Origin of the sequence: Paracoccus sp. Ld10 (assembly GCF_045064235.1) — a bacterium.
In the GTDB taxonomy this organism is placed as follows: Bacteria; Pseudomonadota; Alphaproteobacteria; order Rhodobacterales; family Rhodobacteraceae; genus Paracoccus.
The window spans coordinates 188,814-209,473 of record NZ_JBISHD010000031.1; the positions used below are offsets into that span (position 1 = coordinate 188,814).

Annotated in this window: 21 protein-coding genes; 16 read left to right on the top strand and 5 right to left on the bottom strand. The window is 65.7% G+C overall.

Going from position 1 to position 20,660, the window contains the following annotated elements; genetic code table 11:
* Positions 1-48 precede the first annotated feature (48 nt).
* From frr to ACJJVR_RS13045, 7 genes are all read left to right on the top strand, one after another.
* Positions 49-612, top strand: a complete 564-nt coding sequence (gene frr, locus ACJJVR_RS13015) for a ribosome recycling factor (protein WP_405405161.1) — start codon at positions 49-51, stop codon at positions 610-612.
* Between the two features lie 76 nt (positions 613-688).
* Positions 689-1,351 (top strand): polyprenyl diphosphate synthase, encoded by a 663-nt coding sequence (gene uppS, locus ACJJVR_RS13020; protein WP_405405421.1) that lies wholly within the window; start codon positions 689-691, stop codon positions 1,349-1,351.
* Positions 1,348-2,181, top strand: coding sequence for a phosphatidate cytidylyltransferase (locus ACJJVR_RS13025; protein ID WP_405405163.1), 834 nt, complete (start codon positions 1,348-1,350; stop codon positions 2,179-2,181). The genes uppS and ACJJVR_RS13025 overlap by 4 nt, the downstream gene beginning before the upstream one ends.
* A 4-nt stretch (positions 2,182-2,185) precedes the next feature.
* Complete coding sequence (dxr, locus tag ACJJVR_RS13030; RefSeq protein ID WP_405405164.1) at positions 2,186-3,337, top strand: 1-deoxy-D-xylulose-5-phosphate reductoisomerase; 1,152 nt, start codon at positions 2,186-2,188, stop codon at positions 3,335-3,337.
* The gene (gene rseP / locus ACJJVR_RS13035) at positions 3,334-4,656 is read left to right on the top strand and encodes an RIP metalloprotease RseP (protein ID WP_405405166.1); all 1,323 of its coding nucleotides are present in this window, start codon (positions 3,334-3,336) and stop codon (positions 4,654-4,656) included. Before dxr ends, rseP begins: the two co-directional genes overlap by 4 nt.
* A gap of 102 nt (positions 4,657-4,758) precedes the next feature.
* Positions 4,759-7,059 (top strand): outer membrane protein assembly factor BamA, encoded by a 2,301-nt coding sequence (gene bamA, locus ACJJVR_RS13040; protein ID WP_405405167.1) that lies wholly within the window; start codon positions 4,759-4,761, stop codon positions 7,057-7,059.
* Positions 7,059-7,727 (top strand): OmpH family outer membrane protein, encoded by a 669-nt coding sequence (locus ACJJVR_RS13045; RefSeq protein WP_405405169.1) that lies wholly within the window; start codon positions 7,059-7,061, stop codon positions 7,725-7,727. Before bamA ends, ACJJVR_RS13045 begins: the two co-directional genes overlap by 1 nt.
* Here ACJJVR_RS13045 and ACJJVR_RS13050 read toward each other — a convergent pair.
* Positions 7,724-8,662 carry a nucleoside hydrolase gene (locus ACJJVR_RS13050; protein ID WP_405405170.1) on the bottom strand — a complete coding sequence of 313 codons (939 nt, stop codon included), beginning with the start codon at positions 8,660-8,662 and terminating at the stop codon, positions 7,724-7,726. The two genes, ACJJVR_RS13045 and ACJJVR_RS13050, sit on opposite strands and share 4 nt — an antisense overlap.
* 134 nt (positions 8,663-8,796) lie before the next feature.
* Positions 8,797-9,795 carry a Fe(3+) ABC transporter substrate-binding protein gene (locus tag ACJJVR_RS13055; RefSeq protein ID WP_405405172.1) on the bottom strand — a complete coding sequence of 333 codons (999 nt, stop codon included), beginning with the start codon at positions 9,793-9,795 and terminating at the stop codon, positions 8,797-8,799.
* A gap of 106 nt (positions 9,796-9,901) precedes the next feature.
* On the opposite strand from ACJJVR_RS13055, the gene ACJJVR_RS13060 reads away from it, so the two are divergent.
* Positions 9,902-11,707 (top strand): ABC-F family ATP-binding cassette domain-containing protein, encoded by a 1,806-nt coding sequence (locus ACJJVR_RS13060; protein WP_405405174.1) that lies wholly within the window; start codon positions 9,902-9,904, stop codon positions 11,705-11,707.
* On the opposite strand, the gene ACJJVR_RS13065 is transcribed toward ACJJVR_RS13060, so the two are convergent.
* Positions 11,704-12,687, bottom strand: coding sequence for a putative zinc-binding metallopeptidase (locus ACJJVR_RS13065; RefSeq protein WP_405405176.1), 984 nt, complete (start codon positions 12,685-12,687; stop codon positions 11,704-11,706). The two genes, ACJJVR_RS13060 and ACJJVR_RS13065, sit on opposite strands and share 4 nt — an antisense overlap.
* A gap of 248 nt (positions 12,688-12,935) precedes the next feature.
* On the opposite strand from ACJJVR_RS13065, the gene rplU reads away from it, so the two are divergent.
* From rplU to ACJJVR_RS13085, 4 genes are all read left to right on the top strand, one after another.
* The gene (rplU, locus tag ACJJVR_RS13070; protein WP_405405178.1) at positions 12,936-13,307 is read left to right on the top strand and encodes a 50S ribosomal protein L21; all 372 of its coding nucleotides are present in this window, start codon (positions 12,936-12,938) and stop codon (positions 13,305-13,307) included.
* A 12-nt stretch (positions 13,308-13,319) separates the two neighbouring features.
* Positions 13,320-13,592 (top strand): 50S ribosomal protein L27, encoded by a 273-nt coding sequence (rpmA, locus tag ACJJVR_RS13075; RefSeq protein WP_045999405.1) that lies wholly within the window; start codon positions 13,320-13,322, stop codon positions 13,590-13,592.
* 118 nt (positions 13,593-13,710) lie between these two features.
* Positions 13,711-14,283 carry a GNAT family N-acetyltransferase gene (locus ACJJVR_RS13080; RefSeq protein WP_405405422.1) on the top strand — a complete coding sequence of 191 codons (573 nt, stop codon included), beginning with the start codon at positions 13,711-13,713 and terminating at the stop codon, positions 14,281-14,283.
* Between the two features lie 63 nt (positions 14,284-14,346).
* Complete coding sequence (locus tag ACJJVR_RS13085; RefSeq protein WP_405405180.1) at positions 14,347-15,357, top strand: LLM class flavin-dependent oxidoreductase; 1,011 nt, start codon at positions 14,347-14,349, stop codon at positions 15,355-15,357.
* Between the two features lie 66 nt (positions 15,358-15,423).
* Here ACJJVR_RS13085 and ACJJVR_RS13090 read toward each other — a convergent pair whose 3' ends face one another.
* Entirely contained in the window at positions 15,424-16,158 is a 735-nt protein-coding gene (locus ACJJVR_RS13090; protein WP_405405182.1) for a Bax inhibitor-1/YccA family protein, read from the bottom strand.
* Between the two features lie 103 nt (positions 16,159-16,261).
* Positions 16,262-17,200 (bottom strand): NADPH:quinone oxidoreductase family protein, encoded by a 939-nt coding sequence (locus ACJJVR_RS13095; RefSeq protein ID WP_405405183.1) that lies wholly within the window; start codon positions 17,198-17,200, stop codon positions 16,262-16,264.
* A 220-nt stretch (positions 17,201-17,420) separates the two neighbouring features.
* On the opposite strand from ACJJVR_RS13095, the gene ACJJVR_RS13100 reads away from it, so the two are divergent.
* The 4 genes from ACJJVR_RS13100 (at position 17,421) to ACJJVR_RS13115 (ending at position 20,623) form a co-directional block, all read left to right on the top strand.
* Positions 17,421-17,780: a helix-turn-helix domain-containing protein gene (locus tag ACJJVR_RS13100; protein ID WP_405405185.1), complete on the top strand. Its 360-nt coding sequence runs from the start codon at positions 17,421-17,423 to the stop codon at positions 17,778-17,780.
* 136 nt (positions 17,781-17,916) lie between these two features.
* Positions 17,917-18,702 carry an inositol monophosphatase family protein gene (locus ACJJVR_RS13105; RefSeq protein WP_405405187.1) on the top strand — a complete coding sequence of 262 codons (786 nt, stop codon included), beginning with the start codon at positions 17,917-17,919 and terminating at the stop codon, positions 18,700-18,702.
* A gap of 23 nt (positions 18,703-18,725) precedes the next feature.
* On the top strand, positions 18,726-20,084 hold the full coding sequence (gene mgtE / locus ACJJVR_RS13110) for a magnesium transporter (protein ID WP_405405190.1): 1,359 nt from the start codon (positions 18,726-18,728) through the stop codon (positions 20,082-20,084).
* Positions 20,081-20,623 (top strand): 5-formyltetrahydrofolate cyclo-ligase, encoded by a 543-nt coding sequence (locus ACJJVR_RS13115; protein WP_405405192.1) that lies wholly within the window; start codon positions 20,081-20,083, stop codon positions 20,621-20,623. The genes mgtE and ACJJVR_RS13115 overlap by 4 nt, the downstream gene beginning before the upstream one ends.
* The last annotated feature ends 37 nt before the right edge of the window (positions 20,624-20,660 follow it).

Genomic DNA, 20,660 nt, shown 5'->3' on the forward strand with positions numbered 1-20,660 from the left:
GCATTGCCGTTACAAGCGAAAAAAATTCAAAGCAGAGGCAGTCCGACAATGGCTGAGGACATCGAGATCGATACTGACGACCTGGAACGCCGCATGAAGGGCGCCATGGAAAGCCTTCGCGGCGAATTCGCCAGCCTGCGGACGGGCCGAGCATCGGCATCGATGATCGAGCCGGTTCAGGTCGAGGCCTATGGTCAGATGACCCCGGTCAACCAGTTGGGCACCGTGAACGTGCCCGAACCCCGGATGGTGACGATCAACATCTGGGACAAGGGTATGGTCAACAAGGTCGAAAAGGCGCTGCGTGAAAGCGGCCTGGGGATCAATCCGCAGACCAACGGCACGATCATCATGCTGCCCATCCCGGAGCTGAACGAGGAACGCCGCCGCGAGCTGACGAAGGTCGCCGCCCAATATGCCGAAAGCGCCCGCGTCTCCATCCGCAACGTGCGCCGCGACGGCATGGATCAGGTCAAGAAGGGCAAGGCCAACGGCATGCCCGAGGATGACCAGAAGCTGTACGAGACCGAAATCCAGTCCCTGACCGACCGCATGATCGCATCGGTCGACGAGGCGCTGACGGCCAAGCAGGCCGAAATCATGCAGGTCTGATCCAACGATGGCGTGGGGCTTGTCGAGCGCTGTCGAGACTGGGGGGCCGACCCGTCCCCGCCATGTCGCGGTCATCATGGATGGCAATGGCCGGTGGGCCACCGATCGCGGCTGGCCGCGTCTGGTCGGCCACCGCCGCGGGGCGGAGCGGGTCAAGCAGATTGTCCGAGCCTGCCCCGATCTGGGGGTGGACTGGCTGACCATCTATGCCTTCTCGACCGAGAACTGGAAGCGCTCGACCGAAGAGGTCCTGGGCCTGATGAAGATTTTCCGCCGCTATATCCAGCGCGAGGCCGAGGACATGTCGGCCGAGGGCGTGCGTATGCGGTTCATCGGCGAACGCAGTCGCCTTGACCGCAAGCTGCAGGATCTGATGGCGTCGATCGAGGCGCGCACGGCCGGCAACACGCGGCTGAACCTGACCGTCGCCATCAACTATGGCGGCCGGGACGAACTGGTCCGCGCCAGCACGCGGTTGGCCGAACGCATCGCGCAGGGCGACATCTCCAAGCCGTCAGAGGCTGATCTGGCCGACTGCATGGACACCGCCGGACACCCCGATCCCGACCTGGTGATCCGGACGTCGGGCGAAACGCGGACATCGAATTTCCTGCCGTGGCAGGCGGCCTATTCGGAATACGAATTCACGCCGACATTGTGGCCCGATTTCACGCCGGACCATCTGGCGACGATTCTGGATCGCTTTGGCCTGCGCGACAGGCGCTTTGGGGGCGCATGACGCCCGGACGCAATCCAGCCGGGCCCGGAAAATGGGGTGACCTGTCGCGCCGCGTGGCATCCACGCTGGTCCTGCTGGGCATCGGCGTGATGCTGGCGGTGGCACAGGGGCCATGGCTGCGGCTGGGCATGGCCGTCATTTCCGCGATCACCTTCTGGGAGCTGGCGGCGATGACCGGCTGGCGCAACCCGGCGCGGCACGTGACGCTGTTCGGGCGGTCGCGCCCCATCGCGCTGGCCGCGATCGCGGGCGTGTCGCAGGCCTTTGCGCTGACTGGCATGCCGTGGGCGTGGCTGGCGCTGGCGGTTCCGATCCTGATGGGCCTGCCCGGAGCGGCGCGCCGGGACCGGGGGACCTATACTCTGTTCGGGATCGCCATACTGGTTGTGGCGTTTGGACTGGTGGGCTTTCGCGAGAACTATGGTCTGAATTTCGTGCTGTGGCTGATGGGGGTCATCATCATCTCGGACACGGCGGGGTATTTCTTCGGGCGCATCTTGGGCGGGCCCAAGTTCTGGCCCGCGCTCAGCCCGAAAAAGACCTGGTCCGGCACTGTCGCGGGCTGGATCGGCACCTGCCTGTTCGGCGCCGTCCTGTGGATGGCGGGACAGGGCGACGCGACGCTGATCTGGGTGTCGCCTGTCGTCTGTCTTGCGGGGCAGATGGGCGATCTGGCCGAAAGCTGGCTCAAGCGGCGTGCCGGGGTCAAGGACAGTTCGAACCTGATTCCGGGGCATGGCGGGTTCATGGATCGTTTTGACGCAGTGACCGGGGCGGTCCTGGCCACCATGCTGATCGGGTTCCTGACCAATCTGCCCGTGGTGAACTGACCTGATGCGACGCGTCTCCATCTTTGGTGCGACCGGTTCGGTCGGCGCGAACGGCGTCGATCTGATCCGCCGCGATCCGCAATCCTATCAGGTCGTGGCCCTGACCGGCGGGCGCAACATCGCCCGACTGGCGCAGATGGCGCGCGACCTGCGCGCGCAGATCGCGGTGACGGCGCATCCCGAACTGCTGGACGACCTGCGGGCCGCGCTGTCCGGGACCGACGTCCATGCCGCCGCCGGAGAGGCTGCGCTGATCGAGGCTGCGCACCGCCCCGCGGACTGGATCCTGTCGGCCATCGTCGGCGCGGCGGGACTGGCGCCGGGGCTGGCGGCACTGTCGCAGGGCAGTGTGTTGGCATTGGCCAACAAGGAATCACTGGTCTGCGCGGGCGCTTTGCTGCGCGATACGGCCGCCCGGTCGGGTGCCACGATCCTGCCTGTCGATAGCGAACATTCCGCATTGTTTCAGGCGCTTGGATCGGACAAACTGGAATCCGTCAAGGATGTCACCATCACCGCATCGGGCGGCGCCTTTCGCGACTGGCCGTTGGAACGACTGGCGGCGGCGACCGTGGCGCAGGCCTCGACCCATCCCAACTGGGCCATGGGCCAGCGCATCACCATCGACAGCGCATCGATGTTCAACAAGGCGATGGAAGTCATCGAGGCCAAGGAGTTCTTTGGCCTGACCGCCGACCGAATCAAGGTGCTGGTCCACCCGGAATCGATCATCCATGCCATGGTCACCCATCATGACGGCGGCACGATCGCGCATTTGGGCGCCCCTGACATGCGCCATGCCATCGGATACGCGCTGCACTGGCCCGAACGTCGGCCCCTGCCGGTCGCGGCGCTGGATCTGGCGGCGCTTGGCACCCTGACCTTCCGCGCCCCCGACGAGGCGCGCTGGCCCGCCCTGCGCCTTGCGCGCGAGGTGATGGCCGCGGGCGGGGCCGCCGGGGCGGTCTTCAATGCCGCCAAGGAACAGGCGCTGGACGATTTCATCGCCGGGCGCATCCGCTTTACCGACATGGCCCCCCGGGTCGAGGCCACCTTGGCGGCGCTGTCCGCCCAGCCGGGCTTTGCCCACGATCCCCAAGACCTGCCCGCCGTCCTGCACTGGGACGGGCTGGCCCGACAAAAGGCCGCACAATGATCGACGCTTTCGCCCAGACCGCCGGCACCCTGCTGGCCTTTGTCACCGCATTGGCCGTGATCGTGACCGTGCACGAATACGGCCACTACATCGTCGGCCGCTGGTCGGGCATCCGGGCCGAGGTGTTCAGCATCGGTTTCGGCCCGCGCCTGCTGTCGCGGCGCGACCAGCGCGGCACGGTTTGGCAGGTCGCGGCGTTGCCGCTTGGCGGTTACGTCCGGTTTCTGGGCGACGACAATGCCGCCAGTGCCGGGCCGGGGCGCGCGGTCGATCCCGCGCTGCGCCGCCAGACGTTGCAGGGGGCGCCGCTGTGGGCGCGCTTCGCCACGCTGCTTGCAGGGCCGGTGTTCAATTTCATTCTGTCGATTCTGGTCTTTGCGGGCTTTGCCATCGTTCAGGGCCTGCCCGTCGAAGAGGTGCGCGTGGGTGCCATCAGCGACGCCCCCCCTGCGATCGTGAACGAGCTGCAGCCCGGCGACCGCATTCTGGCCCTAGGCGGCCAGCCGGTAGCCACCTGGCGCGATATCGGCGCGTTGACCGAAATGCTGCCGGTGGCGGCACAGCAGGACTGGCAGGTCGATCGCGACGGCCAGACCCTGACAGTGACCGGTCCCGACCCGATGCCCGCCCGCATCGGTGGCGTGGCGCCGCGCAGTGCCGCGGCCGACGCGGGGATGCGCGCGGGCGACGTGGTGCTGGCCATCGATGATCGGCCCGTGACCCGTTTCACCCAGATGCGCGACGCGGTCGAGGCAGCCGAGGGACAGCCCCTGGACCTGCGCCTGTGGCGTCCCGGCATGGGCGAGCTGGACGTGACCCTGTCGCCCAAGTTGTCCGACCTGCCCGCCGATGGCGGCGGGTTCGAACAGCGGTGGCTGATCGGGGTGACGGGGGGCGAAAGCTTCTTTTCGCCGCAGACCCGCAGCGCCGGGCCGCTGGAGGCGCTTGGCCTTGGTGCAACGCAGACCTGGGGGATCATCACGTCGTCGCTCACCGGCATGTGGGCGATGATTTCGGGGCAGATCGGCACCTGCAACCTGGGCGGCGCCATCAGCATCGCGGAAAGCACGGGCCAGGCGGCCAGCGCAGGGGGCGCGAATTTTCTGTGGTGGATCGCGGTTTTGTCTGCGGCCATCGGGTTTCTGAACCTGCTGCCGATCCCGGTTCTGGATGGCGGACACCTGATGTTTTATGCCTATGAAGCCGTGCGAGGGCGGCCGCCGTCGGACAAGGCGCTGAACCTGCTGACCGCGATCGGCATGGCGGCGGTCCTGTCATTGATGATTTTCGGGCTCACGAACGATCTTTTCTGCCCGTGATGCGCTTGCGGTTTTGACAGTCAGGCCCTGTTGGCGCTAAGGACCATAGGCAAAACGACAGCCCGAACCGGGCGCGTGCAGGCGGACACAAGAGGGGCCATCATGGAACGGAAACTGGGCAAGGGCGCGCTGGCGCTTGTGACGTCCCTGGCAATCGCGGTGCCTGTGGGCATGATCGCGCAGCCTGCCGCCGCGGTGGTCGTCGGCAGCATTCAGGTTCAGGGCAACCAGCAGATAGAGACGGGCGCCGTCCTGTCCACGCTGGCCCTGCCGCAGGGTCAGGACCTCAGCCCCGGCCAGATCAACGACGGCCTGCAGCGTTTGCAGAATTCAGGCCTGTTCGAGACGGTCGAACTGATCGTGCAGGGCAGCACCCTGGTCGTGCAAGTCAGCGAATACCCGATCGTCAATCAGATTTCGTTCGAGGGCAACCGCCGCATCAACGACGAACGACTGGCAGAGATCGTGCGCAGCCAGTCGCGCCGCGTCTATCAGCCCAGCCAGGCGATTCAGGACGCGCAGACCATCGCCCAGATCTATGCCGCCGAGGGCCGACTGGCCGCCCGTGTCGATCCGCGCATCATCCGCCGCAGCGGCAACCGCGTCGATCTGGTGTTCGAGATCCGCGAAGGCAACGTCACCGAGATCGAGCGCGTCAGCTTTGTCGGCAACCGGGCATATTCGGACCGGCGTCTGCGCAACGTGCTGCAGACCAAGCAGGCGGGCCTGCTGCGCACCTTCATCCGCCGCGACACGTTCGCGCCCGAACGCATCCCGCTGGACGAGCAGTTGCTGACCGATTTCTATCGCTCGCAGGGCTATGCCGATTTCCGGGTGCAGGGCGTCGCGCCCGAAATCGCACGCGAACGCGACGCGTTCTTCATCACCTTCAACATCTCCGAGGGGCCGCGCTATCGGTTCGGCCGGGTCGAGACCGTGTCCGAGATCCCCGGCGTCGACGCATCGCTGTTCGCCGAACAGAGCCGGGTCGAGCGTGGGGCGGTCTATAACCCATCGGTCATCGACACCTCGATCCGCCGGATGGAGACGATCGCCATCCAGCAGGGCCTGAACTTTGTCAACATCGAGCCGCGTGTCACCCGCAACCCCCAGACCCAGACGCTGGACCTGACATTCGCACTGACCCGTGGTCAGCGCGTCTTTGTCGAGCGCATCGACATCGAGGGCAACACCACCACCCTGGACGAGGTGATCCGCCGCCAGTTCAGCACCGTCGAGGGCGACCCCTTCAACCCGCGCGAGATCCGCAATTCGGCCGAACGGGTGCGCGCGCTTGGCTATTTCGCCGATGCACAGGTGCAGACCCGCGAAGGCAGCGGTCCCGACCAGGTCATCGTCGGCGTCAACGTCGAGGAACAGCCTACCGGATCGCTGTCGCTTGGCGCCAGCTATGGCGTCAGCTCCGGCGTGGGCTTCAACATCGGCCTGACCGAACAGAATTTCCTGGGCCGCGGCCAGACGGTGGGCCTGCAGCTGCAGACCGCCACCGACGACCGTGCCGCCGGGATCACCTTTGTCGAGCCATTCTTTCTAGGCCGTGATCTGCGCTTTGGGTTTTCGGCCAACTATACCGAGACCGAGGGCCTGAATTCGGATTACGACACCCGTCAGATCCGCATCCAACCGTCGCTGGAATTCCCGATCTCGGACAATGCGCGGGTCGAGCTGCGCTACCGCATTTCGGAAGACAAGCTGACCAACGTGACCGAGGACAGCTCCCAGTTGCTGATCGACGAAGAGGGCACGCGCCTGTCCTCATCCCTTGGCTATACCTACAACTGGGATTCGCGCCGTACCGGGCTGGACCCCCTGACCGCGTATCGGTTCCGCTTCTCGCAGGATTTCGCGGGCGTCGGGGGTGACACCAAGACGATCACCTCGACCGCGCTGGCCGGCGTTGAAAGCACTGCCTGGCGCGAGAGCGTGACCCTGCGCGCAGAGCTGGAGGCCGGGGCGATCTATACCTATGGCGACTATTCGACCTGGATCCTGGACCGCTTCCGCACCAGCAACCGCATCCGCGGGTTCGAATCGAACGGCATCGGCCCACGCGATCTGGCGGCCACGAACGAGGACGGCTTGGGCGGCAATTTCTATTGGGCGGCGCGCGCCGAGGCGCAGTTCCCCATCGGCCTGCCCGAGGAATACGGGATTCAGGGCGGCCTCTTCATGGATGTCGGATCGCTCTGGGGTCTGGACAATACCATCGGCACGGGCGGTGTCGCGGTCGATGACGACATGTACACGCGTGCCGCGGTCGGCGCGTCGATCTTCTGGACCACGCCGATCGGTCCGCTGCGCTTCAACTTCACACAGGCGCTGAAAAAGGAAGACTATGACCTGGAACAGAATTTCGACCTGACGATTCAGACGAACTTCTGATGCGGGCGGGGCGGGCAGGCCTTGGTCTGGTGGCGGCGGTGCTGATGGCACTGCCGGCCACGGCACAGGATGCGACGGGTACCGATATTCCGGCGCCCGATATTCCGGCCATCGCCACGCCGCCCATCCTGCCCAACAGCACCATCGCCAGTCCCGGAGAGGCCATCGACAGCGCGCCGATCCTGACCCTGGACCAGGAGGTACTGTATCTGACCTCTGTCTGGGGTCTTCGCGCGCAGGCCAGGCTGGAGGCAGAGGGAGAGGAGGTCGCGGCAGAAAACGACCGCCTGACCCAACTGCTGTCCTCCGAAGAGGCCCGCCTGACCGAACAGCGCAGCACGTTGCCCGCTGCCGAATTCCGCGATCTGGCTGAAAACTTCGACATCCGCGCAACGCGCATCCGCCGCGAACGCGCGCAGGCCGTCCAGGCCCTGAATGCCTGGGCCGAGGCGGACCGCGCGGCGTTCTTTCGCGCCGCCCGGCCGATGATGGGCCAGCTGATGCAGGACCGGGGCGCGGTGGCCGTTCTGGATGGACGCACCATCCTGGTGTCGCTGGATGCGATCGACGTCACCGAACAACTGGTCGCGGTCCTGAACGAGCGCATCGGTGACGGAGAGGGCGTCGTGCCGTTGCCCGAACCGCCCCCGTCGAACGACGCCCCCTAGGGCAGCCGCGCGATGCGGTCGTGGATCAGGGCGAACAGCGCGTCGCGGTCCACGTCCTTGAGGAACAGGGCGTTGGGCGCGCGGTCGCTGACGCGCCACCAGTCGGCGACGGTCATGCCGGTGGTCCAGCGGCCTTCGGTCTCGATCTCGACGTTGATCCGACGCCCGTCGAACATGTCCGGCTGCAACAGCCAGGCGATGGTGCAGGGGTCATGCAGCGGCGCGCCAAGGCTGCCGTATTTCGTCGTGTCAAAGCGTTCAAAGAAATCCGTCCAGCCCGCGACGGCGGGCCCGCAGCGACCGGGCAGGGCGCGCATCGCCTCGATCCACACACGGTCTGTCAGCGCCTTGTGCGTCACGTCCAGCGGCATCACCACCAGCGGCACGCCCGACGCGAACACCTCGGCCGCGGCTTCGGGGTCGACATAGATGTTGAATTCGGCCGCGGGGGTGATGTTGCCCACCTCGAAATAGGCCCCGCCCATCAGCACGATCTGCTGCACCCGTCCGACGATGTCGGGGGCGCGGCGGAACGCCTCGGCGATGTTGGTCAGAGGCCCGATGGGGACCAGCGTCACGGTACCCGCATCATGGGCGCGCAGGGTCTCGACGATGAAATCGACACCGTGCTGTTCCTGAAGGGGCAGGGTGGGTGCGGGCAATTCGATGCCGTCCAGCCCGGTCTTGCCATGCACATGTTCCGCCGTGACCAGATCGCGCGACAGGGGGCGATCGCATCCCGAAAAAATTGGAACATCCGTACGGCCCGACAGTTCGACCACCTTGCGGGTGTTCAACTCTGTCAGTGCCAGTGGCACGTTGCCTGCGACCGCGACGATGCCCAGCACCTGAAGTTCAGGCGATGCCAGTGCCAGCAGGATGGCCACCGCGTCGTCCTGACCGGGGTCGGTGTCGATGATGATCTTTTGTACCAAACCACGTCTCCTTGGTCCCCGATGCCGGGATGATTGCGCTGGCATCAAAAAAGGCGCAACCCCGGGGTCGCGCCTTTTGCCTGTTGTTCGACGTTTTGCTGCGTCAGGGGGTGGCCCCCGACGCAGCCGTTGCGTCAGCCGTCGAAATTCACCCGCTCGATCAGGTCCAGCGCCTGCGGGCGCAGGTCCGACATCTCGGTCAGGGTCAGGTCGTCGGGGGTGAAATCGCCCCAGCTGGCGACCAGCTCGGACCGCTCGACACCCTCGGTCACGGGGAATTCGTTGTTGGTTTCGGCATAGATGTGCTGTGCCTCTTCGCCTGCCAGGAACTGCATCAGCTGCAGGGCGGCGTCGCGGTTCGGGGCTGCCTTGGTCATCGCCACACCGGACACGTTCACATGGGTGCCGCCATCCTCGAATGTCGGGAACACGATGCGGACCGATTCGGCCCATTCCTTTTGTTCGTCATCCTTCAGCATCGCACCCATGTAATAGGTGTTGCCCAGGCTGATGTCGCATTCGCCGGCCCAGATCGCCTTGACCTGATCACGGTCGCCGCCCTCGGGACGCTTGGCCAGGTTGCCCTTGACGCCTTCCAGCCATGCGACGGTCTCTTCCTCGCCGTGGTGGGCCAGATAGGCCGCGGTCAGTGCGACGTTGTAATCGTTGGTAAAGCTGCGCGTACAGATGCGGCCCTGCCATTTCGGATCGGCCAGATCCTCATAGGTGGTAACCTCACCGTCGGCGACGCGGTCCTTGTCTGCATAGATGATGCGGGCGCGGGTGGTCAGGGCGAACCACTGGTTCTCGTCGTCGCGCAGAGCGGCGGGGATCGCCTCCAGCGCCGGGTCCTCGACCGATTGCAGGACGCCTGCATCCTTGACCTCGCCCAAACGGGCCACGTCGACCGTCAGAACCAGGTCGGCGGGCGAACGGTCGCCTTCGGCCTGCAGACGTTCGACCATGCCCTTGTCGACAAAGGCGACATTGACCGCGATGCCGGTTTCGGCGGTGAAGGCATCGACCAGCGGCTGGATCAGTTCGGGCTGGCGGTGGGAATAGACGTTCACTTCCTGGGCCAGGGCGGGCATGGCGGTTGCACCCAGCAGCGTGGCGATGATCAGGGGACGCATATTGACTCCTTTGGTCAGAATTCCGGTGTCATGTTGCAATTCCGACTTAAGTTGTCAAGCAATGCGGTGGATTGACCCCGGCGCGGCGTCGGGCTAGGGCGCGGTCATGGCACGCGCACCCCTTTTGCAACTCTCCGAGATCTCGCTGACCTATGGCGGCGATCCCATTTTCGAGGGCCTTTCCCTGAACGTCCAGCCCGGCGACCGCGTCGCCCTGGTCGGTCGTAACGGGTCAGGCAAGTCCACCCTGATGAAGGTGATGGCCGGTTTCGTCGAACCCGACCGGGGCGATGTGGTCCTGGCTGCCGGTGTTTCGACCGGTTACATGGAACAGGACCCCGATCTGTCGGGCTTTGTCACGCTTGGCGATTTTGCCCGTGACGGGCTGGAACCGGGCGAGGATTATCTGGTCGACATGGCCGCCGAGGGCCTGAAGTTCGACCCGGACCGCCCCGTCGACACCGCATCGGGTGGCGAACGCCGCCGCGCGGCGCTGGCCCGTCTGCTGGCGCGCGCGCCGGAACTGATGCTGCTGGACGAGCCGACGAACCATCTGGACATCGAGGCTATCGGCTGGCTGGAGGACCATCTGTCGCAGACGCGTGCGGGGTTCGTGCTGATCAGTCACGACCGGGCATTTTTGCGCCGCCTGACCAAGGCGACCCTGTGGATCGACCGCGGTGCCGTGCGCCGTCAGGAACGCGGATTCGAGGGATTCGAGGATTGGCGCGAAGCCACCTGGGCCGCCGAAGACGACGCCCGGCACAAGTTGGACCGCAAGATCAAGGCCGAGGCCAAATGGGCCGTCGAAGGCATCAGCGCCCGCCGCAAGCGCAACCAGGGCCGCGTCCGCGCGCTGGCCGATCTGCGCAGCGAACGCAGCAGCCAGATCCGCCGCCAAGGCACCGCCGCGATGGCGTTCGACAGTGGCAACACCAGCGGCAAGCGGGTGGTCGAGGCCACCGGCATTTCCAAGGCGTTCGGTGACAAGATCATCCTGCGGCCGTTCGACCTGCGCATCCAGCGCGGCGACCGCATCGCGTTCGTCGGCCCCAACGGGGCGGGCAAGACCACGCTGATCAAGATGCTGACCGGAGAGCTGGCCCCCGATGCCGGCACGGTCAAACTAGGCACCAACCTGGACATCGCGGTATTCGATCAGGCGCGCGCCGCGCTGAACCCCGACCAGACGCTGTGGGAATCGCTGACCGGCGATCCGGACATGCGCGTGTCGGGCCGCGCCGATCAGGTGATGGTGCGTGGCCAGCCCAAGCATGTCGTCGCGTATCTAAAGGATTTCCTGTTCGACGACGGTCAGGCCCGCGCCCCCGTGCGCAGCCTGTCGGGTGGCGAAAAGGCGCGTCTGCTGTTGGCGCGGCTGATGGCGCGACCGTCGAACCTGTTGGTCATGGACGAACCGACCAACGATCTGGACGTCGAGACGCTGGACCTGCTGCAGGATCTGTTGGGCGAATATGACGGGACCGTGCTGCTGGTCAGCCACGACCGCGATTTCATCGACCGCGTGGCCGACACCACCGTCGCGATGGAGGGCGATGGCCGCGCGACCGTCTATGCCGGTGGCTGGACCGACTATCAGGCCCAACGCGGCGACGTACCGCCCGAGGAATCGGTCGCCGTTGCCAAGGCCGCGCCGGTCGCCGAAAAGACCAAGGCCGCCCGCGACGGTCTCAGCTTTACCGAGCGCCACCGTCTTGAGGCGCTGCCTGGCGTGATTGCCCAGCTGGAAGCGGAGATTGCCAAGCTGTCGGAATTCATGTCCGACCCGACGCTGTTCCAGACCGCGCCCGCCAAGTTCGAAAAGGCCAGTCTGGCCTTGTCCGAACGCCAAGCCGCACTGGCGGACGCGGAGGAGGAGTGGATGACGCTGGAGGGAAAGGCCGCCGTCTAGGCGGCCTTTCCCCCGCTGCGGGCCAGATGGTTCTGCAGCCAGCCATGCGCGAATGCGATCTTGCGGCGAACCGGCACGGTCAGCACAAAAGGATAAAGGTCGGAATTGTCCAGCGCGCGGTTGATGTCGTTGACCGCGATGGTGATTTCGGCCGCGATGTTCAGCAGGCGATAGGGTTCGGTTTCCGCGTATGGGTGATAGTCCGGCGGCACCCCCGGCATGTCCAGATGCGTGCTGCAAAAGCTGTCGGCAACGTCCGTCAGGTGCAGCAGATGGGCCACCGTCTCAGCCCAATCCTCGTGCGGGTGGGACGTGGCATAGCTGGTGATGAAATCCCCGGCCGGGTCGCGGGGATCGGCATAGTGGTTCCTCAGCGCCTGCCCGTAATCGGCACGCTCGTCACCAAAGATGGCGCGGAAGGCGGGCAGGAAATCGGGCAGGACCTTCAGGCGGTCGAACAGGAAATGCGCGATCTCGTGGCGGAAATGGCCCACCATCGACCGGTACTGTTCGCCCAGCTTCAACTGGCGCTTCAGGCGGATCAGCTCGTCCGCCTCGGTCACGTTGATGGTAATCTCGCCGTTGGCGTGGCCCATGGTGATCTGCTGGTCGCGCCCGCCGATCTGTTCCGACAGCATCAGGAACCGTGGCCGCCGGCCCGGATCGGCGGACGTGAACCAGTCCCATTCCGCAAGATTGGCCAGCACCCACCGTTTGGCGCGTTCTGCACTGGCCAGCAGGCGCTGGTTTTCACCAATATGCATCACCGGTACCACATGCGACATCGCGCAGGACGGACAGAACCCGCCCGGCACCGCCGCGGCCCAGTTGCAGCCGATGCGGTCGCGGTTGGCGCAGGGCACCGCGTCCGCCACCATGCACCGCGGCTCGGTGGCATAGATCAGCGGCGCGCCGCACAGACAGATCATGTTGTGGAAATAGGCGCGCGTGCCGCAATGCGGGCATGAAAAGCGTTGCATCAGGTGGGGTCCGGTCCTGTCAGTGGCAGGGTACAAGCCCTGCGATGCGGCAGGGTTCCCCGGCATCGGCCGGCCCTTGACAGACAGGCGCGAATGGGGCAAATGCAGCGCACCGGCAGGGCATCCGCCTTTGGCCGGTCTATTGATTTTAACGACACCCGCAAAAGGGTGCGCTGTCCGAAGGCGGGGTTCGCCCCCAACGCCGACACAGTCGGGGCCGCAGGACGCGGTGATGAAGGAAGAAAGCGATGTTCGCGGTTCTGAAAACTGGCGGCAAGCAGTACAAGGTGCAGGCGGGTGACGTCCTGCGCGTTGAAAAACTGAATGCCGCAGCTGGCGATACGGTCCAGTTCAACGATGTGCTGATGGTCGGCTCGACCCTGGGCGCGCCCCTGGTCGCCGGTGCCTGCGTGCAGGCCACCGTGATCGAGCAGATCAAGGCTGACAAGGTCATCACCTATGTCAAGCGTCGCCGCAAGCACAGCTCGCAGCGGACCCGCGGTCACCGTCAGCAGCTGACGCTGCTGCGCGTCACCGACGTGCTGGACGCAGGTTCGGACAAGACCGGTGTCAAAGCCGCCGTCGGTGCCCGCACCAAGACCGACGCCCCCGCAGCCTAAGGAGAACGACCCATGGCACATAAAAAAGCAGGCGGTTCTTCCCGCAACGGCCGCGACAGCGCAGGACGCCGTCTTGGCGTCAAGCTGTTCGGCGGTCAGGCCGCTATCGCAGGCAACATCATCGCACGTCAGCGCGGCACCACCTGGTGGCCGGGCGTGAACGTCGGCATGGGCAAGGATCACACCCTGTTCGCGCTGACCGACGGTCATGTGAGCTTCAAGAAGGGTCTGAAGGGCCGGACGTTCATTTCGATCGTCCCCGCAGAGCTGGAAGCAGCCGAGTAACCTCAGCGTAATAATTTAATGCTAAGGGGGGATCGGTGAGAACCGGTCCCCCGAACCGTTTCATCGGCATATTTGTTTATCGGTTTCTTGGGGAGGAAACATGGTGATGTCTGCACCCATGCGCGAGGGAAGTCGTCTGGACGACCTTAAGCCCGCCTTGGCCGAAGGTCCGGCCCAATCCGTCATCGCAACAGAGCGGTTCACGCTGCGACCACTGCGCGCCTCGGATGCCGGTCTGATCGAACATTACACCGCCGATCGACGCGTGGCCGAAGGGACGCGCGCCATTCCCCATCCCTTGCCCCGTGGCGCTGCCGACAGTTTCGTCGCGCGTGCGCTTGCGGCGGACCGGTCCGAGGATGTCTGGGCCATCGACGGGTCGGACCACAAGCTGACCGAACTGCTGGGCGTCGTGTCGCTGACCCGCATGGAGGGGTCGCAGTCCGAACTGGGCTTCTGGATCGGCGCGGGCTTCTGGAATACCGGTTTCGCGACCGAGGCCGTGGCAGCGCTGGTCGCAGCCAACCCCCACGACGCGCGCACCCTGTTCGCCGAGGCGTTCCAGGACAATCCCGGTTCGGCGCGGGTTCTGACCAATTGCGGCTTTGTCTATCTGGGGGATGCCGAAAGCTGGTCAGTCGCGCGCGGTGGCCGCGTCCCCACCTGGACCTATCTGCGCAAGATGGCCTGACCCGCGGGCCGATATGTCCCGTCCCGTCATTGCAAAGTAGGGCGGGCGGCCTAGATCTGTGGGATGACACAGCATCTTCCCTATTCCGTCCTCGATCTTTCGCCGGTCCCCGAGGGGTCCACGGCACAGGACGCGATCCGCAACACCATCGACCTGGCCCGGCATGCCGAGGGCTGGGGCTATCACCGGTTCTGGCTGGCCGAACATCACAACATGCCCGGCATCGCCAGTGCCGCCACCGCGGTTCTGATCGGGCTGGTGGCGCAGGCGACCCGGACGATCCGCGTGGGGGCGGGCGGCATCATGCTGCCCAACCACGCGCCGCTGACTGTGGCCGAGGCGTTCGGTACCCTGGCCACGGCGTTCCCTGACCGCATCGACCTGGGACTGGGCCGTGCGCCCGGCGGCGATGGCGCGGTGATCCGCGCCCTGCGCCGCGATCCGATGGCCGACAGCTTTCCCCAGGATGTGGTCGAGCTGCTGGACTATCTGGGGCCTGAACGGGCGGACGCGACGGTGCGCGCGCTGCCGGGTGAGGGGACGAATGTCCCCGTCTGGATCCTCGGCAGCAGCCTGTTCGGTGCGCAGCTGGCGGCGCATCTGGGCCTGCCCTATGCCTTTGCCAGCCATTTCGCCCCCGAACAGCTGGAACAGGCGCTGAGCATCTATCGCGAACGGTTCCGTCCGTCGCCCTGGGGGCAGAAGCCCTATGCGGTGCTGGCCGCCAACGTCTTTGCCGCCGACGACGCCGGTGAGGCCGCCTATCTGCGCACGACGATGCAGCTGGCCTTTGCCCGCCTGCGGACGGGACAGCCCGGCAAGCTGCCGCGCCCGGTCCGTGATATCGACGCCGAGATCGGCGCGCAGATGCGTCAAGCCGTGGACGGCGCGCTGCGCATCAGCGCAGTGGGTGATCGCAACATGGTCCGCGATCAGCTGGAGCGTCTGGTCGAGACCTATCGCCCGGACGAGGTGATCCTGACCGGCCAGATCCATGACCATACCGCCCGTCTGCGCAGCTTTGAAATCGCGGCAGAGGCGGCATCAACCCTGTCGGTCCGCCAAGCGGCCTGACCCCGACACCGCACATGCAAAAGGCCCCCGAAAGGGGGCCTTTTTCAATGTCTGAACGGCGTTCGCTTATTCGCGGTTGCCCATGAAGGACAGCAGGAACATGAACAGGTTCAGGAAGTCCAGGTACAGTTTCAGCGCACCCATGATGGCCGATTTGCCCAGGAAATCAGAACCCGAACCCTGCATCTGCAGATAGGTGTTCTTGATGTTCTGGGTGTCATAGGCGGTTAGGCCCGCAAAGATCAGCACGCCGATGACGGAAATCGCGAACTGCATGGCGGACGACGCCAGAAAGATGTTCACGATCGACGCGACGATCAGGCCGATCAGGCCCATCAGCAGGAAGGTCCCCCAGCCCGACAGGTCTTTCTTGGTGGTATAGCCCCACAGCGACAGGCCCGCAAAGGCGATGGCCGTCACCAGGAAGGTCTGCACGATCGACACACCGGTATAGACCAGAAAGATCGAGCTGATCGACACGCCCATCAGCGCGGCAAAGGCATAGAACACCCCCGTCGCCGCCGAGACGGACAGACGGTTCAGCGCGGCGCCAAAGCCAAAGACGACCAGCAGCGGCGCGAACATGATCACCCAACGCAGCGGGCTGGCATACAGCGTCTGCGCCACGGCCGGGTTGGTCATGGCGGCGGTCGCGGTGCCATAGGCGGTTATGGCGGTTACACCCATGCCGACCGCCATCAGCCCATAAACCTTGTTCATGTAGGCCCGCAGGCCCTGGTCCACCGCCGCCTGGCGTTGGCCTACGCCCTGCGCGGTCCGGTACGTGTTGTAATCTGCCATCGATGTCTCCCTTGGAAGGCATGCCGGCGCGATACCGGCTTGGTTCCAATATCGGTGGAAACGCGGGATTTTTCAATCCCGGCTTGCCTCAAATGTGCCATGATCACATGGTGATGACCACTTTGCCGATGCTGCGCCGCTCTTGCAGCATCGCATAGCCTTGCGCCAGATCCTCCAGGGGCAGGGTGGTGCCCGCGACGGGGTTAAGACGGCCGGCGCGGAAAAGGTCGAACAGCGCAGTGTTGCTGTCGCGCAGGGCGTGCGGGTCCAGGGTGCGATAGCCGCCCCAGTAAAACCCGTGCACGGCGATATTCTTGACCAGCGCGTGGTTCAGGGGCAGCAACGGGGGGCGCCCGCCCGCAAAGCCGATGACCAGAAATCGACCGCCCGGCCGCAGGGCGCGGAACGCCGCCTCTCCGGGTTCGGCACCGACGGGGTCATAGACCACATCGGCACCGCCAAGCGCGCGCAGGGCGGCACGCAGGTCAGGGCATTCGGTGGTGTCGATGACCTCTGCTGCGCCTGCCCGACGGATGGCATCCATCTTGGCAGCGCCACGGGCAATGCCGATCACCCGGGCCCCCATCGCGGCACCGATCTGGACCGCGGTCAGGCCCACGCCACCGGCAGCCCCCAGTACCGCCAGAGTCTCTCCCGGCCGTAGTTTCCCGCGTCCGGCGAGGGCCAGGTGACTTGTCCCATAAGCCACCTGAAAGCCGGCGGCTTGATCCAGTGACATCGTGTCGGGAATGGCGTGGACTGCCACCGGATCGACGGCGATCATCTGGGCCATCGTGCCGGGCGCGGACACCATCACCCGCATGCCGCCAATCAGTCCCGACCTTGCGGGCGCCGACACCACCGTTCCCGCCCCCTCCAGCCCCGGCACGAATGGCGGATCGGCCGGTTCCTGGTACTGTCCGTTGGCTTGAAGCAGATCCGCAAAGTTCAGAGCCGCCGCGCCCATGCGGACAAGCACCTGGTCCGGGCCTGCCACAGGAGCGGGAACATCCCGGATCACCGGACCTTGATTCAGGGCCATTATGTAGGCTGCACGAATCAATTGTGACATGTATCCTGGTCCTTCTATGCTGCCAGCAGGGTCGCATCCCGACCGGCCAAGTCAACGTGTCGCAGATATGCCCACTAGGACACCACCAGACCTGTCTTTATGGTCAAGAATGCCCGTATTAACCAAGTTGACACTCGAAAATTGTGCCTTTCCGGTCTAGAGCATCCTGAGATTGCAAAAGGTTGGGGCAATGAAGCATAGTGTAGATGTTCACGTTGGTAAGCGTATCCGCCATCGTCGTTGGATGATTGGCATGACTCAACAGCAACTTGCCGACAAGGTCGGCATCAAGTTCCAGCAGATCCAGAAGTACGAGACCGGCATGAACCGCGTGTCGGCATCGCGTCTGTGGGACATTGCGCGCTCGGTCGATGTTCCGGTCAGCTTCTTCTTCGAAGGGCTGTCCGAGGGCGAGATTCCCGGCGTGGTCGAGGGCGACATCTTTGCCGACAAGGAGGCGCTGCAACTGGTGCGCGCCTATTACGCCATGCCCGAGGCGCAGCGTCGCCAGATCTTCGAGCTGGCGCGCGTCCTGTCCGACGCGGCCTGACAGGTCCGACCGCCAGAAGGCGGATGACCCTGCCGCCGTCCCGCGCCGTATGACCGCCGGACGACGGCCCCCTTTGACCGCTGGTCCCCCGGCGCATGACAGGTTACACCCGGCGTGACGACACGCAGAGGGCCGCATGCAGGACGCAGACCAGATCATCCGCACCGCGCATCTGATGGCCGACGCGGCCCGAACGGCGATCCTGCCGTGGTTCCGCCATGCCGATCTGGCCGCCGACAACAAGCGACCGGCCGATTTCGACCCGGTGACCCAGGCCGACCGCGATGCCGAACGCGCCATGCGCGCCGTGCTGGCCCGCGAACGGCCTGATGACGCCATCCTGGGCGAGGAATACGGCGCGACCCCCGGCACCAGCGGGCTGACATGGATCCTGGACCCGATCGACGGCACGCGGGCGTTTCTGTGCGGCGCGGCCAGCTGGGGCGTCCTGATCGGCCTGTCCGACGGGCGGGACGTGATCTATGGCCTGATCGACCAGCCCTATATCGGCGAGCGGTTCGAGGGTGGCTTGGGCCTTGCGCGGCTGACCGCGGCTGCCGGGGAACGCGCCCTGCGGGTGCGGGGCGACGTGCCGCTGGATCGCGCGACGCTGATGACCACATTCCCCGAAGTCGGCACCCCGGTCGAGGCGGCGGCATTCCGGCGCGTGGCCGACCGGGTGCGGCTGACGCGATACGGGCTGGACTGCTATGCCTATGGTCTGCTGGCCTTGGGTCAGGTCGATCTGGTGATCGAGGCCGGGCTGCAATCCTATGACATCGCGGGTCCGCTGGCGGTGGTGCAGGCCGCGGGCGGCATCGTGACCGACTGGCACGGCGGGCCTGCGGCTGAGGGCGGACAGGTGATCGCCGCCGCATCCGAGGCGCTGCACCGCGCGGCGCTGGACCTGTTGAACGGCTGATACGACAGAACGCAGGGGACAGCATGGCCGACGAAAACCGCGCGAACGACATCGACGAGCTGCTGGACCGTGCCGACAGTGCCGTCAAGGCAGGCGATCGCGCCGCGCTGGACGCCGCGCTGGAGCCGATGCACGCGGCCGACATCGCCGACCTGATCGAACGGCTGACGCCCGCCGACCGGCGCGCCTTTCTGACGCTCTATGCCGATGGCATCGACGGCGAGATCCTGTCCGAGATCGACGAATCGATCCGCGAAGAGGTCATCGACCAGCTGCCCCGCGCCGTTCTGGACGACGCCGTGCGCGAGATGGACAGCGACGATGTCGTCGATCTGGTCGAGGACATGGACGACGCCGATCGCGTCCTGATCCTGGCCGCGCTGGATGCGGGCGACCGGGCGGCGGTCCAGCAGTCGCTGGCCTATCCTGAATATTCCGCTGGCCGCCTGATGCAGTCCGAGGTGGTCACCGCGCCCGAATACTGGACCGTGGCCCGCGCCATCCAGTTCCTGCGCGCCGAGGAATGGCTGCCCGAACAGTTCTATCACATCATCCTGGTCGATCCGCGCCGCCATCCGGTGGGCTACGTCACGCTTGGCCGGCTGCTGGCATCGCGCAGTAATGCCACGCTGCGCGAGCTGGCCGAGGACAGTTTCCGCACCATCAGCGCCTTCGCCGAAGAGGCCGAGGTCGCCTATGTCTTCAACCAGTATCACCTGATCTCTGCCCCGGTGGTGGACCGGGACGAACGGTTGGTGGGGGTCATCACCATTGATGACGCGATGTCGATCCTGGATGAGGAACACGAAGAGGACATCCTGCGCCTGGCCGGTGTCGGCGATGAATCGTCCATCACCGACAGTGTCTGGCAGACGGTGGGACAGCGGGTTCCCTGGCTGGGCGCTAACATCGTCACAGCCCTGGCCGCTGCCGGGGTCATCGCGTTCTTCGAGGCGGCCATCGCCCAGCTGGTGGCGCTGGCGGTGCTGATGCCCATCGTCGCATCGATGGGGGGCAATGCGGGGACGCAGACGCTGACCGTGGCGGTGCGCGGTCTGGCGACACGCGACCTCAGCCGCGCCAACGCGCTGCGCGTGGTGCGCCGCGAGGTGATCGTGGGCCTGACCAACGGGGTGCTGTTCGGGGTCGTCATGGCGGCGATCACCTATGTCTGGTTCCGCGATGCAGGGCTGGCGGGGGTGATCGGGTCCGCGATGGTCATCAACCTGCTGGTCGCGGCGCTGGCGGGCATCCTGGTGCCCCTAGGACTGAACAAGCTGGGTGCCGACCCGGCGCTGGCCTCGGGGACGTTCGTGACGATGATGACCGACGTGATCGGCTTTATGGCGTTTCTGGGGCTGGCGACGGTGGTTCTGCTGTGACCACGGGCAAGGCTGCCCTGCGCGCGCAGGCGCTGGCGGCCCGCGCGGCGGGGGGCGATGCCCAAGCGCTGTCGCGTCACCTGATCGCGGCGCTGGCCCCCCATGCGGGCGCGGCGCTGGCCGGGTACTGGCCCATGCGCGACGAGGCCGACCCACGTGCCGCGATGGCCGCGCATGATGGGCCTGTCGTGCTGCCGGTGGTGACGGGCAGGGCCTGTCCGCTGGTCTTTCGCCGCTGGCGGAACGAAGCGTTGCAGCCCGGACCCTTTGGCACGGCGCATCCGGCCGAATCAGCCGAGGTCCTGGCACCGCGCGTGCTGATCGTCCCACTGGCGGGGTTCGACATGCGGGGAAACCGGTTGGGCTATGGTGGCGGTTATTACGACAGGACGTTGGAGTTGCTGCGAAACATCGGCCCGGTGACCGCCATCGGATTGGCCTTCGCGTGCCAGCGACTGGATGTGATCCCGATCGAGCCGACCGATCAGCCGCTGGACCTGATCGTTACAGACCACGGTGCCCTGACCCCCATGCGCTGATTTTCGCCGCCCGTTGCAGATCGGCATCGGCTGTGCG